This window comes from Citrobacter sp. C13 (assembly GCF_014596815.2).
Lineage (GTDB): Bacteria > Pseudomonadota > Gammaproteobacteria > Enterobacterales > Enterobacteriaceae > Citrobacter > Citrobacter portucalensis.
The window spans coordinates 3,572,283-3,588,929 of sequence record NZ_CP115024.1; the positions used below are offsets into that span (position 1 = coordinate 3,572,283).

The 16,647-nt window shown below is 53.9% G+C and carries 13 protein-coding genes; 12 read left to right on the forward strand and 1 reads right to left on the reverse strand.

The genetic code is table 11. The features are described from left to right. Positions 1–33: 33 nt before the first annotated feature. The 10 genes from IB222_RS17185 to ybaK all read left to right on the forward strand — a co-directional run bounded on the left by IB222_RS17185 (position 34) and on the right by ybaK (position 11,579). A complete protein-coding gene (locus tag IB222_RS17185) occupies positions 34–2,178 on the forward strand; it encodes a TonB-dependent receptor (protein WP_149384087.1) in 2,145 nt (714 codons plus the stop codon). A 2-nt stretch (positions 2,179–2,180) separates the two neighbouring features. After that, positions 2,181–3,005, forward strand: coding sequence for an ABC transporter substrate-binding protein (locus tag IB222_RS17190; protein WP_149384086.1), 825 nt, complete (start codon positions 2,181–2,183; stop codon positions 3,003–3,005). A gap of 18 nt (positions 3,006–3,023) precedes the next feature. Continuing rightward, positions 3,024–4,361, forward strand: coding sequence for a heme anaerobic degradation radical SAM methyltransferase ChuW/HutW (gene hutW, locus IB222_RS17195; RefSeq protein WP_149384085.1), 1,338 nt, complete (start codon positions 3,024–3,026; stop codon positions 4,359–4,361). A gap of 12 nt (positions 4,362–4,373) precedes the next feature. Continuing rightward, the gene (gene hutX / locus IB222_RS17200; RefSeq protein WP_079938344.1) at positions 4,374–4,868 is read left to right on the forward strand and encodes a heme utilization cystosolic carrier protein HutX; all 495 of its coding nucleotides are present in this window, start codon (positions 4,374–4,376) and stop codon (positions 4,866–4,868) included. Then, complete coding sequence (gene chuY, locus IB222_RS17205) at positions 4,868–5,491, forward strand: anaerobilin reductase (protein WP_149384084.1); 624 nt, start codon at positions 4,868–4,870, stop codon at positions 5,489–5,491. Before hutX ends, chuY begins: the two co-directional genes overlap by 1 nt. Positions 5,492–5,542: 51 nt before the next feature. Further along, positions 5,543–6,535 (forward strand): iron ABC transporter permease, encoded by a 993-nt coding sequence (locus IB222_RS17210; RefSeq protein WP_223145825.1) that lies wholly within the window; start codon positions 5,543–5,545, stop codon positions 6,533–6,535. Then, on the forward strand, positions 6,532–7,302 hold the full coding sequence (locus IB222_RS17215; protein ID WP_149384082.1) for a heme ABC transporter ATP-binding protein: 771 nt from the start codon (positions 6,532–6,534) through the stop codon (positions 7,300–7,302). Before IB222_RS17210 ends, IB222_RS17215 begins: the two co-directional genes overlap by 4 nt. Before the next feature lie 147 nt (positions 7,303–7,449). Continuing rightward, positions 7,450–9,951, forward strand: a complete 2,502-nt coding sequence (copA, locus tag IB222_RS17220) for a copper-exporting P-type ATPase CopA (protein WP_032942557.1) — start codon at positions 7,450–7,452, stop codon at positions 9,949–9,951. Positions 9,952–10,104: 153 nt separating this feature from the next. Further along, complete coding sequence (locus tag IB222_RS17225) at positions 10,105–10,899, forward strand: TraB/GumN family protein (protein ID WP_003831057.1); 795 nt, start codon at positions 10,105–10,107, stop codon at positions 10,897–10,899. A gap of 200 nt (positions 10,900–11,099) precedes the next feature. Continuing rightward, positions 11,100–11,579: a Cys-tRNA(Pro)/Cys-tRNA(Cys) deacylase YbaK gene (ybaK, locus tag IB222_RS17230; protein ID WP_003831056.1), complete on the forward strand. Its 480-nt coding sequence runs from the start codon at positions 11,100–11,102 to the stop codon at positions 11,577–11,579. Positions 11,580–11,686: 107 nt separating this feature from the next. Here ybaK and ushA read toward each other — a convergent pair whose 3' ends face one another. Then, positions 11,687–13,339, reverse strand: coding sequence for a bifunctional UDP-sugar hydrolase/5'-nucleotidase UshA (gene ushA, locus IB222_RS17235; protein ID WP_149384081.1), 1,653 nt, complete (start codon positions 13,337–13,339; stop codon positions 11,687–11,689). Between the two features lie 174 nt (positions 13,340–13,513). Here ushA and fsr point away from each other — a divergent pair, with 174 nt between their 5' ends. Beyond that, positions 13,514–14,734: a fosmidomycin MFS transporter gene (fsr, locus tag IB222_RS17240; RefSeq protein ID WP_003021788.1), complete on the forward strand. Its 1,221-nt coding sequence runs from the start codon at positions 13,514–13,516 to the stop codon at positions 14,732–14,734. A gap of 225 nt (positions 14,735–14,959) precedes the next feature. Beyond that, entirely contained in the window at positions 14,960–16,639 is a 1,680-nt protein-coding gene (gene ybaL / locus IB222_RS17245; RefSeq protein ID WP_003021783.1) for a YbaL family putative K(+) efflux transporter, read from the forward strand. Positions 16,640–16,647 lie beyond the last annotated feature (8 nt).

Genomic DNA, 16,647 nt, shown 5'->3' on the forward strand with positions numbered 1-16,647 from the left:
TGATGATCATTTACATTCAATAAAGGTTCTCTTATGTTGCCACGGATTAACCAAAGGCCATTTATTCTTTCAGCCCTGACATTATGCATGTCCGGCGCTGCTTCTGCAGCTACCTCTACAACACACGCTTCAACGCCCGATGATGATACGGTGATCGTCACGGCTAACCGCTCTGAAAGTAGTCTCTGGGATAGCCCGGCAACTATTCAGGTTATCGATCGCCAGACGCTGCAAAACTCCACCAGCGTTTCTATAGCTGATGATTTACAAGATATTCCCGGCGTCGAAGTCACCGATAACGCCCTCGCTGGCCGGAAACAAATTCGTATCCGTGGCGAAGCCTCTTCGCGGGTGCTGATTTTGATCGACGGCCAGGTCGTCAGCTACCAACGTGCCGGGCAAAACTACGGGGCCGGTTTGCTGATTGACGAATCCGCGCTGGAGCGTATTGAAGTGGTCAAAGGCCCCTACTCTGTCCTCTACGGTTCGCAGGCGATTGGCGGCGTCGTGAATTTTATTACGAAAAAAGGCGGCGATAAGCCTCTCGGCGGCAGCATTAAGGCCGTTTATAACTCCGCAACGGCAGGATGGGAAGAATCAGCGGCAGCCTGGGGCAGCATCGGAAACTTTGACTACCGCATCAATGGCAGCTACTCCGACCAGGGGGACCGCGATACGCCTGACGGAAGATTGCCTGACACCAACTTCCGTAATAACGGCCAGGGCGTGTGGCTGGGCTACAACTTCGATCGCCATAAAATCGGACTCTCGCTCGATCGTTACAAACTGTCTACTCAAACCTGGTTTGACGATCCAGAGGGCCAGTTCGACGACTTTAGCGTCAAAATACCTAAGCTGGAACGAGAGAAAATCGGTCTTTTCTACGACTATGCGGCTGACGGGGATTACCTGAAGAAAATCCATGTTGACGCATACAGCCAGACAATAGAGCGCAAATTTGAAAACCGGGTCAAAACCACCCAGGTAATTCCCAGCCCGGCGATTAAAGCGCTGACGATAAACAATCAAACCAATACCAACGACAAACAGTATACCCAGGGGGTAACGCTGCAGGGCAATTTCTCCCTTCCCGCGAACAACGAGCTGGTGATTGGCACTCAATATCAGCATGACAAAATCAAACAGGACACGGACGGCAGTACACGCCAGACCGCGGCTACCGGCTTCTTCGATACGCAAACCCGCACCCTGTCATACAACGAAGCGGAGCAAAGCAACACCTCATTATTCGCGCAAAACGACTGGCGCTTTGCCGATGACTGGACCTGGACCGTAGGCGCACGCCAGTACTGGCTGTCTTCGAAGCTCAATCGCAACGATACGCAAACCCTGCAAAGCAGCGGCAATACCTGGCAATCCACCGGAGGAAATTCAGTACACGATGATGAACTAGTGACCTCAACCAGCCTGCGTTATTCCGGTTTTAAAGATCTTGAACTCCGGGCAGCGTATGCCCAGGGCTATGTTTTCCCCACGCTGACTCAGTTGTTTATGCAGACGTCCGCAGGCGGAAGCGTGACCTACGGCAACCCAAACCTGAAGGCGGAACACTCGAATAACTATGAGCTGGGCGCACGGTATAAAGGGAATATGTGGCTGATTGACGGCGCCATTTATTACTCCGAAGCCAAAGACTATATCGCCAGCCTGGCCTGTTCAGGCCAACCCGTTTGCAGCGGTAATACCACCTCTTCACGGGGTGGCTATTACTACTACGAAAACATCGATCGGGCCAAAACCTGGGGCATGGAACTCACCGCAGAATACAACGGCTGGGCGGTTTCACCTTACCTGAGCGGTAATCTCATTCGCCGTCAGTACGAAGGCAATACCCTAAAAACCTGGGATACCGGCGAGCCCACGCTGACCGGGCGCGTCGGCCTGAAACATACCTGGTTGATGAATGTCGCTAACGTGACGTCCGATGCCTTTATCCGCGCGGCGTCCAGCGCTAAAGATAATACCGGCTCCACGGAAATCAACTACCCTGGCTGGGCCACACTTAACCTCGCATTCAACACCGAGTTCGGTCCGCAGGACCAGTATCAGGTCAACCTCGCGCTCAACAACCTGACCGATAAGCGTTACAGAACCGCACATGAATCTATTCCAGATGCTGGTTTCAATGCCGCCGTTGGCTTTGCGTGGAATTTCTGACGATGAAAAAACTCATGATTGGCTTACTGAGCCTCGCCTGCGTTTTCAGTGCCCAGTCCGCCGACCGCCTGGTGGTGGCGGGCGGCTCGCTTAGCGAACTGGTATACGCCATGGGCGTCGGCAACCGGGTGGTTGGCGTTGATGAAACCACCTCATATCCGCCCGAAACTGCCGCACTCCCGCATATCGGCTACTGGAAGCAGCTAAGCAGCGAGGGCATTTTGTCGCTCCATCCGGACAGCTTTATCACCTGGCAGGATGCAGGTCCCCAAATCGTGTTGGATCAGTTGCGGGCGCAAAAGGTTAACGTCGTGACGTTGCCGCGCGTACCGGCCACCGTAGAACAGATGTACGCCAACATTCGAGAACTGGCTACAACACTGCACATTCCTGACCAAGGTGAGGCGTTAGTCAATCGCCTACAGCAACGTCTGGAGCGTATTAAGCGCAGCGTGGCGGCGAAAAACGCGCCGGTCAAAGCGATGTTCATTCTCTCTGCTGGCGGCAGCGCACCTCAGATCGCCGGAAAAGGCAGCGTTGCCGATGCCATTATGACCCTCGCAGGCGCACAAAATGTCGCCACCCATGCGCAGTATAAAAGCTACAGCGCGGAGTCACTGATCGCCGCCAACCCGGAGGTGATCGTGGTGACGTCGCAAATGGTCGATGGCGGTCTGGCTCGCCTGAGCGCGATTGCCGGTATTACCCACACTGCGGCCTGGAAAAATCAGCGCATTGTGGCAGTAGACCAGGCGCTGATTCTGGGGATGGGACCTCGCGTCACCGATGCGGTTGAAGCCCTGCACCAGCAATTCTGGCCTCACTAACTGGATTTATTAAGAAGAATGAAAACTGAACACTCGCTGGATCTCACCGCGTATTTTGCGCTCGAGGGAAGTCAGCCATTTAAGGATCGCCGCGCCACGATGCCCTGGCGTGGGGCGATCCCGGTTGCCAAAGAGCTTTTGTCACAAACCTGGCAGGAGGTCATCAGCCAGCCAACCCCGCCACGTAAACGGCTGGTGTACTTGCATATCCCTTTTTGTGCAACACATTGTACTTTCTGCGGTTTTTATCAAAACCGGTTTGAAGAAGACAACTGCGCCCGCTACACCAACGCGCTGTTGCGCGAAATAGAGATGGAAGCTGATAGCGCATTACACCAGTCAGCCCCCATTCACGCCGTCTATTTTGGCGGCGGTACGCCTTCTGCGTTGTCTGCACAGGACCTGGCCAGAATCATCACCGTGCTGCGTGACAAGCTACCGCTGGCGTCGGACTGCGAAATCACCATTGAGGGGCGAGTGCTCAATTTTGACGATGCGCGAATCGATGCCTGCCTTGACGCTGGCGCCAATCGATTTTCGATCGGTATTCAGTCTTTTAACAGCCGGATCCGCAAGAAAATGGCGCGTACTTCGGACGGCCCGACCGCAACGGCCTTTATGCAGGGACTGGTAAAACGGGATCGTGCCGCCGTGGTGTGCGATCTGCTATTTGGTCTGCCAGGACAAGACGCAAAACTGTGGGGCGAGGATCTGGCGATTGCTCGCGACATCGGCCTCGACGGCGTAGATCTTTATGCGCTGAATCTGATCCCTAATACACCGCTTGGCAAAGCAGTTGAAACCGGGCGCACAACCGTTCCCTCTCCCGCCGAACGCCGCGATCTCTATCTTCAGGGCTGCGATTTCATGGACAGCGCGGGCTGGCACTGCATCAGCAACAGCCACTGGGCGCGTACCACACGGGAACGCAATCTGTACAACCTGCTGATTAAACAGGGTGCAGACTGTCTGGCATTCGGCTCTGGCGCAGGAGGGTCAGTCAATGGCTATTCCTGGATGGTCGAGCGCAACCTGAATACATGGCATGAATCTATCGCCGCCGGAAAAAAACCGCTAATGATGATAATGCGCACAGCCGAGCGTGGTTTCCAGTGGCGACACACCCTCCAGGCCGGTATTGAGACGGCCCGCGTTCCGCTGGATGAACTGACGCCTCATGCACAAAAACTGGCCCCGCTACTGACCCAATGGCATCACGCAGGACTGACGCGAGATGCCAGCACCTGTGTACGCCTGACCAATGAAGGGCGTTTTTGGGCGAGCAATATTTTGCAGTCTCTTGATGAACTGATTCAGGCACTTAACGCGCCGCGCATTGCGGTAGAGCAACCATAAAAGGAGTGAATAATGAGCCATGTCTCTTTACAGGATTTTTTGAAAACTGAGCCGGACGGTACGCTGGAAGCTATCGCAGCCCAGTACAACACTACATTGCTGGAGGTGGTGAAAAACCTCCCTTCCCCAACGCTGGTTTCCGGCAGTCAATTTGATACCGTCTGGGAAACCGTCTGCGAATGGGGCAAAGTCACCACCCTGGTCCATACTGCTGATGTCATTCTGGAATTCACCGGTGAATTACCTTCCGGATTCCACCGCCACGGTTACTTCAACCTGCGCGGCAAAAAAGGCATGACCGGGCATATCAAGGCAGAAAACTGCACGCATATTGCTCTGATTGAACGCAAATTTATGGGAATGGACACCGCGTCAATTCTCTTCTTCAACCAGGCGGGTAGCGCTATGTTCAAAATTTTCCTCGGTCGCGATGAGCATCGACAGCTACTGGCCGAACAGGTCAGCGCCTTTCACGCGTTGTCTTCATCTTTAAAGGAACATGCCTGATGGCTCCATGGCTTATTTTTGGTGCAGGTGGAAGCGGCGTCGGCGCGAAAACGCTGGAGCTCGCACTGGCGGAGCATCGTCCGGTGATTGCTGTCGTTCGCAATCCCCAGGTTGCTGCCGGGCTGCAGGAAAAAGGTGTGCAGGTTTTTATTGGCGACGCCTGCGACAGCCAGGTCACCGCCTGCGCCTGTCGCGCAGCGGGTCAGCATGCCACGGTGATCTCCTCCATGGGCGGTGCCCAGGATTATCTGGCGCACAGAACCGTCATTGATGAAGCAGAAAAAGCTGAGATCAAACGCATGATTCTGGTTACCTCTCTGGGCTGTGGCGACAGTTGGCCCTTTTTGTCCCCACGCGCCAGGGCCGCATTTGGCCAGGCCGTACGGGAAAAATCATTGGCTGAAAGCTGGCTACAAACCAGTCAACTGGACTACGCCATTCTCCGCCCCGGCGGTTTGCTGAACGGTGAAGCCACAGGCCTGGCGCAACGCATACAGGCCGAGGAGTGTCATGGCTTTGTGATGCGCGCAGATGTTGCCAGGCACATTCACGAACTGGCCACGGCACCGGCACTCAAAAACCAGATTTACAGTTTGGTTGAGCCGGGACTGAAACCCGCGTAAACCCCTCGCGGCGCGGAAACTTCGCGCCGCAAAGACGTTATGGAGCGTTGCGTGCTTAAGGACTCGCTTTCTTCCGTCAGCATTCTGACGGGCCTTTCTCTCTTGCTGGTCGCTCTGATGCTGTTCGGTGCCAGTCAGGGGGCGTTGAACATTAGCTTCAGCGCCCTGTTCAACGACGAATACCGTGATATCTGGTTGAACATTCGCCTGCCCCGCGTGCTGCTGGCCGTTCTGGTCGGTGCTGCACTGGCTACGGCGGGTGTCATCATGCAGGGACTTTTTCGCAATCCGATGGCCGATCCCGGCCTGCTCGGCGTCAGCAGCGGCTCCGCGCTGATGGTTGGCATCGCGATAGTTATCCCCTTTTCATTCCCCGTAGTGCTGGTGCTGTATGAGCAGATGATTTTTGCCATCGCGGGCAGCATGGTGGTCTGCACGATTATTTTCCTGATAAGCCAGCGTCATAACCACGGTGGAATGATGCAACTGCTGTTAGCAGGTATCGCTATCAATGCTCTGTGCGGTTCGGCTATTGGCGTGCTGAGCTATGTGGGCGACGAACAGCAGCTACGCCAACTTACGCTGTGGATGATGGGGAATCTCGGCCAGGCCCAGTGGCCAACGCTGCTGGTTGCCAGCACGTTTGTTCTTCCAGCCATTGCAGTCACCGTCTGTATGGCGGGAACGCTTAATTTGCTGCAGTTGGGTGATGAAGAGGCGCATTACCTCGGCGTAAACGTCAAACGTAAGCGCCAGCAGTTACTGTTGCTCAGCTCACTCCTGGTTGGCGCAGCCGTTTCCGTCAGCGGCGTGATTGGCTTTATTGGCCTTGTGATCCCGCATCTGATCAGAATGACTACCGGCGCCGATCATCGCTGGTTGATTCCCTGCTCTGCGCTGGCCGGCGCCTGTTTACTGCTGATTGCCGACACGCTGGCCCGCACACTTGTTCAGCCTGCCGAAATGCCCGTTGGCCTGTTAACCAGCCTGATCGGTGGACCGTATTTTCTGTGGTTAATACTGCGTAGCCGGAGGATGTCATGATCGTCGCTGAAAATCTGGTCTACCACATTCAGGGCAGACGACTGACCGATGACGTTTCCCTGACGCTACCTGATGGAGAAATCATCGCGATTCTTGGCCCGAATGGGGCAGGAAAATCGACGCTTCTCCGCCAGCTTACGGGCTATCTGCAACCCCACAGCGGGCGTTGTAGCTTGTTTGGCAAGCCGCTGAACGAGTGGTCAATCACCGAACTGGCAAAAACCCGTGCCGTGATGCGCCAGAACAGTCATATGGCCTTCCCGTTTAGCGTGCAGGAGGTCATCCGCATGGGCAGGCATCCGTATCGTACGCGCAACACGGGCGATGAAACGGAGCACATCATGACGTTGTGTGACTGCCAGGCGCTGGCCGCGCGCGATTACCGGCATCTGTCGGGAGGAGAACAACAGCGGGTACAACTGGCGCGCCTGCTGGTGCAACTTTGGGAGCCAGAACCCCGGCCAAAATGGTTGTTTCTCGATGAGCCTACCTCCGCCCTGGATATTCACCACCAGCAGCATCTTTTTCGTCTGCTGCGTCGTCTGGTGCGTGAACGGCAGTTTAGCGTCTGCTGCGTCCTGCACGATCTCAACCTTGCGGCGCGCTATGCTGACCGCGTGGTATTGATGGAACACGGCAGGATAGTTGATAACGGTCGTCCGCAGGATGTTCTGCAGCAATCGTCGCTAAATGCACTGTACGGCGCCGATCTCACGGTGATGAATGAACCGGAGCATCGAACGCCGCTTATTGTTCTCAATCAATAACAGACCGGGAACGTCCTGACATGGCGTTCCCGTTTTTCTTTCTTTACACCCATTTTGCACCTTTTCTAAAAACTCCCTTGACCTTCCCCTAGATGGAAGGTTTAACCTTTATCACAGTCAGTTAAACCTGCAATAAAGGAGTTGGTTATGTCTCAAACAATTGATCTAACCCTGGACGGCTTGTCCTGTGGTCACTGCGTAAAACGCGTTAAAGAAAGTCTGGAACAACGTCCGGACGTTGAGCAAGCGGATGTCACCGTGACTGAAGCGCACATCACCGGGAGCGCCAGTGCTGAAGCGCTGATTGAAACCATCAAACAAGCCGGTTACGGCGCGGAGTTAAGCCACCCAAAGGCTAAACCGCTGACGGAGTCATCAATCCCGTCGGAAGCACTGGCAGCGGTCCCTTCCGAGCTTCCGGCAGCTACGGCTGATGATGACAGCCAACAGTTGCTGTTAAACGGCATGAGCTGCGCCAGCTGTGTTATCCGCGTACAAGATGCTCTGCAAAGCGTACCGGGTGTCACGCAGGCACGGGTAAACCTGGCGGAACGTACTGCGCTGGTAATGGGCAGTGCGTCCGCCGACCAATTAGTGAAAGCGGTGGAAAAAGCGGGCTACGGCGCAGAAGCCATTGAAGATGATGTTAAGCGCCGCGAGCGTCAGCAAGAAACCGCCGTGGCAACCATGAAACGTTTTCGCTGGCAGGCGGCCGTCGCGCTGCTGTTGGGTATCCCTGTCATGGTATGGGGAATGATTGGCGAAAACATGATGGTCACTGCCGACAACCGTAGCCTGTGGCTGACGATTGGTCTGGCAACGCTTGCCGTGATGGTTTTCGCGGGCGGTCATTTTTACCGCAACGCGTGGAAAAGCCTGATGAACGGCACCGCGACCATGGATACGCTGGTGGCGCTGGGTACGGGGGTGGCATGGCTTTATTCCATGAGCGTCAACCTCTGGCCGCAATGGTTCCCGATGGAAGCACGACACCTCTATTATGAAGCCAGTGCGATGATTATCGGTCTGATTAACCTCGGGCACATGCTGGAAGCGCGGGCTCGTCAGCGCTCGTCCAAAGCACTGGAAAAATTACTCGATCTGACACCGCCGACCGCGCGTGTTGTTACCGACGAAGGTGAAAAGAACGTGCCGCTGGCAGACGTTCAGGCGGGAATGTTACTGCGCCTGACCACCGGTGACCGCGTTCCGGTAGATGGCGAAATCACTCAGGGCGAAGCCTGGCTGGATGAAGCCATGCTGACCGGAGAGCCTATTCCGCAACAAAAAGGCGAAGGTGATAGCGTCCACGCCGGTACGGTCGTACAAGACGGCAGCGTGCTGTTCCGCGCCAGTGCCGTTGGCAGCCACACCACGCTGTCACGTATTATTCGTATGGTGCGCCAGGCGCAAAGCAGTAAACCGGAGATTGGCAAACTGGCTGACCGTATCTCCTCAGTGTTCGTTCCGGTCGTCGTAGTCATTGCGCTGGTAAGTGCAGCAATCTGGTATTTCTTCGGGCCGGCACCACAAATTGTTTATACGCTGGTGATTGCCACTACCGTACTGATTATTGCCTGCCCTTGTGCGCTGGGCCTGGCAACACCAATGTCGATTATTTCCGGTGTGGGTCGTGCCGCTGAGTTTGGGGTTCTGGTACGTGATGCCGATGCGCTGCAGCGCGCCAGTACGCTTGATACCGTCGTATTTGATAAAACCGGGACATTGACTGAAGGTAAACCGCAGGTTGTCGCCATCAAAACGTTTGGCAACACCGATGAAGCACTGGCAATTCGTCTGGCAGCAGCCCTTGAACAGGGGTCCAGCCACCCGCTGGCCAGAGCGATACTGGACAAAGCCGGTGATGTTACGCTGCCACAGGTCAATGGTTTCCGTACGCTGCGCGGTTTAGGCGTCAGTGGTGAAACGGAAGGTCATACGCTGCTGCTGGGCAACCAGGCGCTGCTTAATGAACAGCAGGTAGATACCACTGAAATGGAAGCTGAAATCACTGCTCAGGCATCCCAGGGTTCAACCCCGGTCCTGTTGGCGATTGATGGTAAAGCGGCGGCGCTGTTAGCGGTGCGTGATCCACTGCGTAGCGACAGCGTGGCAGCACTTCAGCGTCTGCACCGCAACGGGTATCGTCTGGTGATGCTTACCGGTGACAACCCGACCACGGCTAACGCTATTGCCAAAGAAGCCGGTATTGATGAGGTGATTGCCGGTGTTCTGCCGGACGGTAAAGCCGAGGCGATTAAACGTCTGCAAAGCCAGGGGCGTCAGGTTGCCATGGTGGGTGACGGTATCAACGATGCACCTGCGCTGGCTCAGGCCGATGTAGGAATTGCCATGGGTGGCGGCAGCGATGTGGCGATTGAAACCGCCGCGATTACGCTGATGCGTCATAGCTTGATGGGCGTTGCGGATGCACTGTCTATCTCCCGGGCAACGTTGCGTAATATGAAGCAGAACCTGGTCGGCGCGTTTATTTATAACAGCATCGGTATTCCCGTTGCCGCGGGGATCCTGTGGCCGTTCACCGGAACACTGCTGAATCCGGTCGTTGCCGGGGCGGCGATGGCGCTCTCCTCCATTACTGTGGTGAGCAACGCTAACCGACTGCTACGCTTCAAACCGAAAGAGTAACCTTCTGCCACATGGCGCTCATGCTTATCCAGCCTACAAATTGCAGGTAGCATTGTAGGCTGGATAAGACGATTTCGCGTCGCCATCCGGCGATTCTCGCATTGCACCTTCCTGGACCACGCGCTAGCATGAAAGTCTACTTAGGGAGGTCGTATGGATCTGTTATACCGGGTAAAAACATTTTTCACCGCGCTACGCGGCAACCACTATACCTGGCCTGCCATCGACATTTCATTGCCCGGCAACCGCCATTTTCATCTGATTGGCAGTATTCACATGGGCAGTCGCGATATGGCACCTCTGCCTGCCAAATTACTCAAAAAACTCAACCATGCCGATGCGCTGATTGTCGAAGCGGATGTTTCCGGTGACGACGCGCCGTTTGCTAACCTTCCTACATTTGCCGCACTCGAAGAACGAATCAGCCCGGAGCAGTTAGAAAACCTGCGTAAAGTCACCAACGAACTGGGCATTTCCCCATCGCTGTTATCTACTCAGCCGTTGTGGCAAATCGCCATGGTATTACAGGCGACACAGGCACAGCAGTTGGGGCTACGGGCAGAATACGGAATTGATTACCAATTGCTGAAAGCGGCAAAGCAAGCGCATAAACCCGTTATCGAGCTGGAAGGCGCATCCAGTCAAATCGAGCTGTTATGTCAGTTGCCTGATAACGGACTGGCCCTGTTGGACGATACTCTGACGCACTGGCATACCAATGCCAGATTGTTGCAACAAATGATGGGCTGGTGGCTTAAAACACCGCCACGCAATAGCGAACTGACGCTTCCCAATACCTTTAGCCAGTCGTTGTATGACGTATTGATGCATCAACGCAACACAGCCTGGCGCGATCGGCTCAGAGCGATGCCTGCTGGTCATTACGTCGTGGCCGTTGGCGCACTGCATCTGTACGGAGAAGGAAATTTGCCGGAGATGTTACGGTAAAAAAATGGCCAATATTTCTATTGGCCCGTCAAAGAGGAATTTCATCATTATTATGATCCCAATGCTTAAAGCATCGGTGTAGTTCGATTGTCGCTCAAAGTCATCATCCTGCCAATACTATTGCGCAAGATGGTACTATTTTTTAGACAGACATCAGGCGTATGCTTGAGTCGTATTTTGTCTGGTCCAGGAAAATTGCTATGACACCCGCCGTTAAATTACTCGAAAAAAACAAAATTTCTTTCCAGATCCACACCTACGATCACGATCCGTCCGAGACGAACTTTGGTGATGAAGTGGTGCGCAAGTTAGGTCTGAATGCGGACCAGGTCTACAAGACACTGCTGGTTGCCGTGAATGGCGACATGAAGCATCTGGCGGTTGCGGTCACGCCTGTAGCCGGTCAACTGGATCTCAAAAAGGTCGCTAAGGCGCTGGGGGCTAAAAAGGTCGATATGGCCGATCCAATGGTTGCGCAACGAACCACCGGTTATCTGGTGGGAGGGATCAGCCCATTAGGACAGAAAAAAAGATTGCCAACGCTCATTGACGCCCCTGCCCAGACGTTTGACACCATTTATGTTTCCGGCGGCAAACGCGGGCTGGATATCGAACTGGCAGCGGGCGATCTGGCGAAAATTCTGGATGCGAAATTCGCCGACATCGCACGCCGTGATTAAGCGATTTTAGAATGAATGCCTGATGGCGCACAGCTTTAAGGCCTACAAATCACACTGACTTGTAGGCCGGATAAGGTGCAAGCACCGCCATCCGGCGCTCCGCCCTGTTACTGCCAGGTAACTTCACCCTTCGGCTCATACATACTGGCATCCAGCGGTGAGTTCTTCTGCACGTACTCTTTCAGCACTTCAGCATCAATAAACCCGGTATTCACATAGCCTGGTTTGTTATCAATTCGCGGATAGCCATCGCCGCCGGTCGCATTGAAGCTCAGGGTAGCCATGCGATAGGTTTTGGCTGAGTCAACGGGTTCGCCTTTGATTTTCAAATCGTTAAGCTTGCCATCTTTCGCCACAAAGCTGACATTAGCAAACTGCGGATAGGCCCCGGAGTCCGGCTTCATTTGTGCTACAGCGGTCAGATAGTCAATCACTTCTTTCCCACTTATGTCAGCGTATACCACGATATTGCCAAACGGCTGTACCTTCAGCACGCTCTTATAGGTGATATCGCCGCCTTCGATGGAATCACGGATGCCGCCGCCGCTCATCACGCCAAAATCAGCGCTGGTTCGCGCCATTTGCGCAGCCAGCAGCAAATGTCCCATGTTGGTCTGTACGAAACGGACTTTGCTTCGGTCGCCTTCGAGGCGCGCATTGACGCTACCGATTTTCACGTCGAGCTGCGCTTTACCTTTATTCTGGAACGGCGTCAGCAGCGAAAGCATTTGCTGATTTTCAGCTATTTCCGGGGTGTAGAGTACGCGCTCACTTTTACCGTTGTCCCAGGTCACTTTTTTCTTCAGGTTGACGGGGATGAGCTGGTAGTTAACCATTTTCATTTCGCCGTTACGGAACTCAAAGTCAGCCCGGCCCACATATTTCCCCCACTCGTGCGCCTGCACAATCCAGATCCCATTTTGCTTGTCTGGCGCACACGGCGTACCCGGTACGTAATCAACCTGCTTCTTGTTCTCTGAAGCCATACACACCGGATCCTGCGAGTGACCACCGACAATCATCGCCAACGATCCCGCCGGCAGGCTACGCGCCATTTCGACATCGCCAGGGGCGTTCGAGCCGTGGTTGCCGTTGTCATAATGTCCCATATGGGTGGTTGCGATAATGATGTCTGGCTTTTCACCCATATTCAGTTCCTGAATAACCAGTTTGGCTTCATCAGCCGGTTTACGGAACTCAATATCGGTAAAGAACTCGGGGTTGCCTATTTTTGCCGTATCGTCAGTGGTTAAACCGAGTACGGCAATTTTTAAATCCTGGCGCTTAAAGATGGCCCACGGTTTAAATAAACGCTCGCCGGTGCTTTTCTGATAGATATTGGCCGAGAGAAACGGGAATTTGGACCATTTTTCCTGCTGGCGCAGTACGGTCATAGGATTATCAAACTCGTGGTTTCCGACCGCCATCGCATCATAGCCAATCAGGTTCATCCCACGAAAATCAGGTTCCGCATCCTGCAGATCGGACTCCGGTACGCCGGTATTAATGTCGCCACCGGAAAGCAACAGTACGCTGCCCCCTTCCTCAGCTACCTCTTTACGAATACCGTCCACCAGCGTTTTTTGTGCCGCCAGTCCGTATTCTCCGTATTCGCTGCGCCAGAAGTGACCGTGATGATCGTTGGTATGCAAAATGGTAATTTTGTAGGTTTTATCTTTTTCGTACGCTTGTGCAGGCTGACCTGCCAGCGTAAATGCGGCTAATAACGCCAGCGCCACGCCCCGTTTTAAAAACTTCATATTTCTCTCCCTGAGCCAAAATCAACGACTGAAATTACAATGATATGAAATAATAGTCGAAAATGTTTTCAGAAATGAGACTTCCTTCAAACACCTTCCGCAGGTATGTTAGTCAGGTAATAATAACAAAATAGATTACCCTCATAATCGCAACCCAAAGAGAAGTGACTTTCTATGGCAATAAGTGAACCAACCCAGCCTGTGGCTGGCGCGTCAGCGTCGGTTGCTAAAGCACGCACCTCATTTGGCATTTTAGGAGCGATCAGCCTCTCCCATTTGCTAAACGATATGATTCAGTCGCTGATTCTGGCGATTTATCCGCTATTGCAGTCAGAGTTCTCGCTAACGTTCATGCAGATCGGGATGATCACCCTAACCTTCCAGCTTGCTTCTTCGCTGCTGCAACCGGTGGTGGGTTACTGGACGGACAAATACCCGATGCCGTGGTCGCTGCCCATTGGGATGTGCTTCACGCTGAGCGGACTTGTTTTGCTAGCCATGGCCGGCAGCTTCCATATGGTGCTGCTCGCCGCGGCACTGGTTGGCACCGGCTCTTCGGTATTTCATCCGGAATCGTCCCGCGTGGCACGCATGGCCTCCGGCGGTCGTCACGGCCTGGCACAGTCAATTTTCCAGGTTGGCGGCAACTTCGGCAGCTCTCTGGGACCCTTGCTGGCAGCTGTCATCATCGCGCCATATGGTAAGGGTAATGTGGCCTGGTTTGTTCTGGCTGCGTTATTAGCGATTGTCGTCCTGGCACAAATCAGCCGTTGGTACGCTGCGCAGCATCGGATGAGTAAAGGAAAACCGAAAGTCGCCATCGTAAATCCGTTACCGCGCAATAAAGTTGTGCTGGCGGTAAGCATCCTGCTGGTGCTGATTTTCTCCAAATACTTCTATATGGCGAGCATCAGCAGCTATTACACCTTTTATCTGATGCAAAAATTCGGATTATCGGTACAAAACGCCCAGTTTCACCTGTTTGCCTTCCTGTTTGCCGTCGCGGCCGGGACGGTGATTGGCGGACCATTGGGCGATAAAATTGGCAGAAAATATGTTATTTGGGGGTCTATCCTCGGCGTTGCGCCATTTACCCTCGTTTTACCCTACGCAACGCTGGAATGGACCGGGATTTTAACCGTGATCATTGGTTTTATCCTCGCATCGGCGTTTTCTGCTATTTTGGTCTACGCACAGGAACTGCTTCCTGGGCGTATCGGCATGGTTTCTGGGCTATTTTTCGGTTTTGCCTTCGGCATGGGCGGCTTGGGAGCCGCGGTGTTAGGGCTGATAGCCGACCATACCAGCATCGATTTGGTCTACAAAATATGTGCTTTCCTGCCACTTCTGGGGATACTGACCATATTCTTACCTGATAACCGACACAAAGCCTGATTTTCTGACGGCCAAAAGTAAATTTTGGCCGTCATTACTTGCAGTAGCCATCAGCCTTTACCTCTCACATATCACCGTACTTTTCCGATCCGTGCTTTTTTGCGCGTAAAATCCCGTTTTCTTCAAAATTCAATAATTATTCATAAACATAAACATTAAAATTGTCATAAACTATTACTCGTAGTTTGGGTTTTCAGGATCACCACAGCAACCAAAGGAGACGGAATGCATCACGCCACCCCGCTTATCACCACCATTGTCGGCGGCCTTGTGCTCGCTTTTATATTAGGCATGATTGCCAATAAACTGCGTATTTCTCCTCTGGTGGGATATCTGTTAGCGGGCGTTCTGGCCGGTCCATTTACACCTGGTTTTGTTGCTGATACTAAGCTCGCGCCTGAGCTGGCCGAGCTTGGCGTTATTCTGCTGATGTTCGGCGTGGGGCTGCACTTTTCGTTGAAGGATTTGATGGCGGTAAAGTCTATTGCCATTCCCGGCGCGATTGCCCAGATAGCAGTGGCAACGCTGCTGGGTATGGCGCTTTCAGCTGTATTAGGCTGGTCGCTGATGGTGGGGATCGTGTTTGGTCTGTGTCTTTCAACCGCCAGTACCGTGGTACTACTGCGCGCGCTTGAAGAACGACAGCTCATTGACAGCCAGCGCGGGCAAATTGCCATTGGCTGGCTGATTGTCGAAGATCTGATGATGGTGCTGACGCTGGTTCTCCTGCCAGCCGTCGCCGGGATGCTGGAAAAAGAAGATGTCGGCTTCGCTTCGCTGGCCGTCGATATGGGCATTACCATCGGTAAGGTGGTGGCGTTTATCGCGATTATGATGCTGGTGGGTCGTCGCCTGGTACCGTGGATTATGGCCCGCAGCGCCGCAACCGGTTCACGCGAACTGTTTACCCTCTCAGTCCTCGCCCTCGCCTTAGGCATTGCCTTTGGCGCAGTAGAGCTGTTCGATGTCTCCTTTGCGCTGGGCGCGTTCTTCGCTGGTATGGTGCTGAATGAATCTGAACTAAGCCACCGTGCGGCGCATGATACTCTGCCGCTGCGCGATGCGTTCGCCGTGCTGTTCTTCGTCTCCGTCGGGATGCTGTTCGATCCGTTAGTTCTGATCCAGCAGCCGTTGGCGGTACTGGGCACGCTGGCGATTATCATCTTTGGTAAATCCCTTGCCGCCTATTTCCTGGTGCGCCTGTTTGGTCACTCCCAACGCACGGCGCTCACTATTGCCACCAGCCTGGCGCAGATTGGTGAATTTGCCTTTATCCTGGCGGGTCTGGGAATGGCGTTAAACCTGCTGCCGCAGGCCGGACAGAATCTGGTACTGGCGGGGGCAATCCTGTCCATCATGCTCAACCCGGTGCTGTTCGCGGTGTTAGAAAAATATCTCGCCAAAACAGAAACGCTGGAAGAGCAGACGCTGGAAGAGGCTATCGAAGAAGAGAAGCAAATTCCGGTGGATATCTGCAATCATGCCTTGCTGGTTGGCTTTGGTCGCGTCGGCAGCCTGCTGGGTGAGAAATTGATGGCTGCAGGGATCCCGCTGGTGGTGATCGAAACCTCACGTACCCGGGTGGATGAACTGCGCGAGCGTGGGATCCGCGCGGTACTGGGAAATGCCGCCAACGAAGAGATTATGAATCTGGCGCATCTGGATTGCGCGCGCTGGCTGCTGCTGACCATTCCCAATGGTTATGAAGCGGGTGAAATTGTCGCTTCCGCGCGTGAGAAATGCCCGTCGATTGAGATTATCGCCCGCGCGCATTATGACGATGAGGTGGAATATATTACCGAACGCGGCGCCAACCAGGTCGTCATGGGTGAGCGTGAAATCGCCCGCACCATGCTGGAGCTGATTGAAACGCCGCCTGCAGGTGAAGTTGCTACGGCCAGTTAATGTCCGTG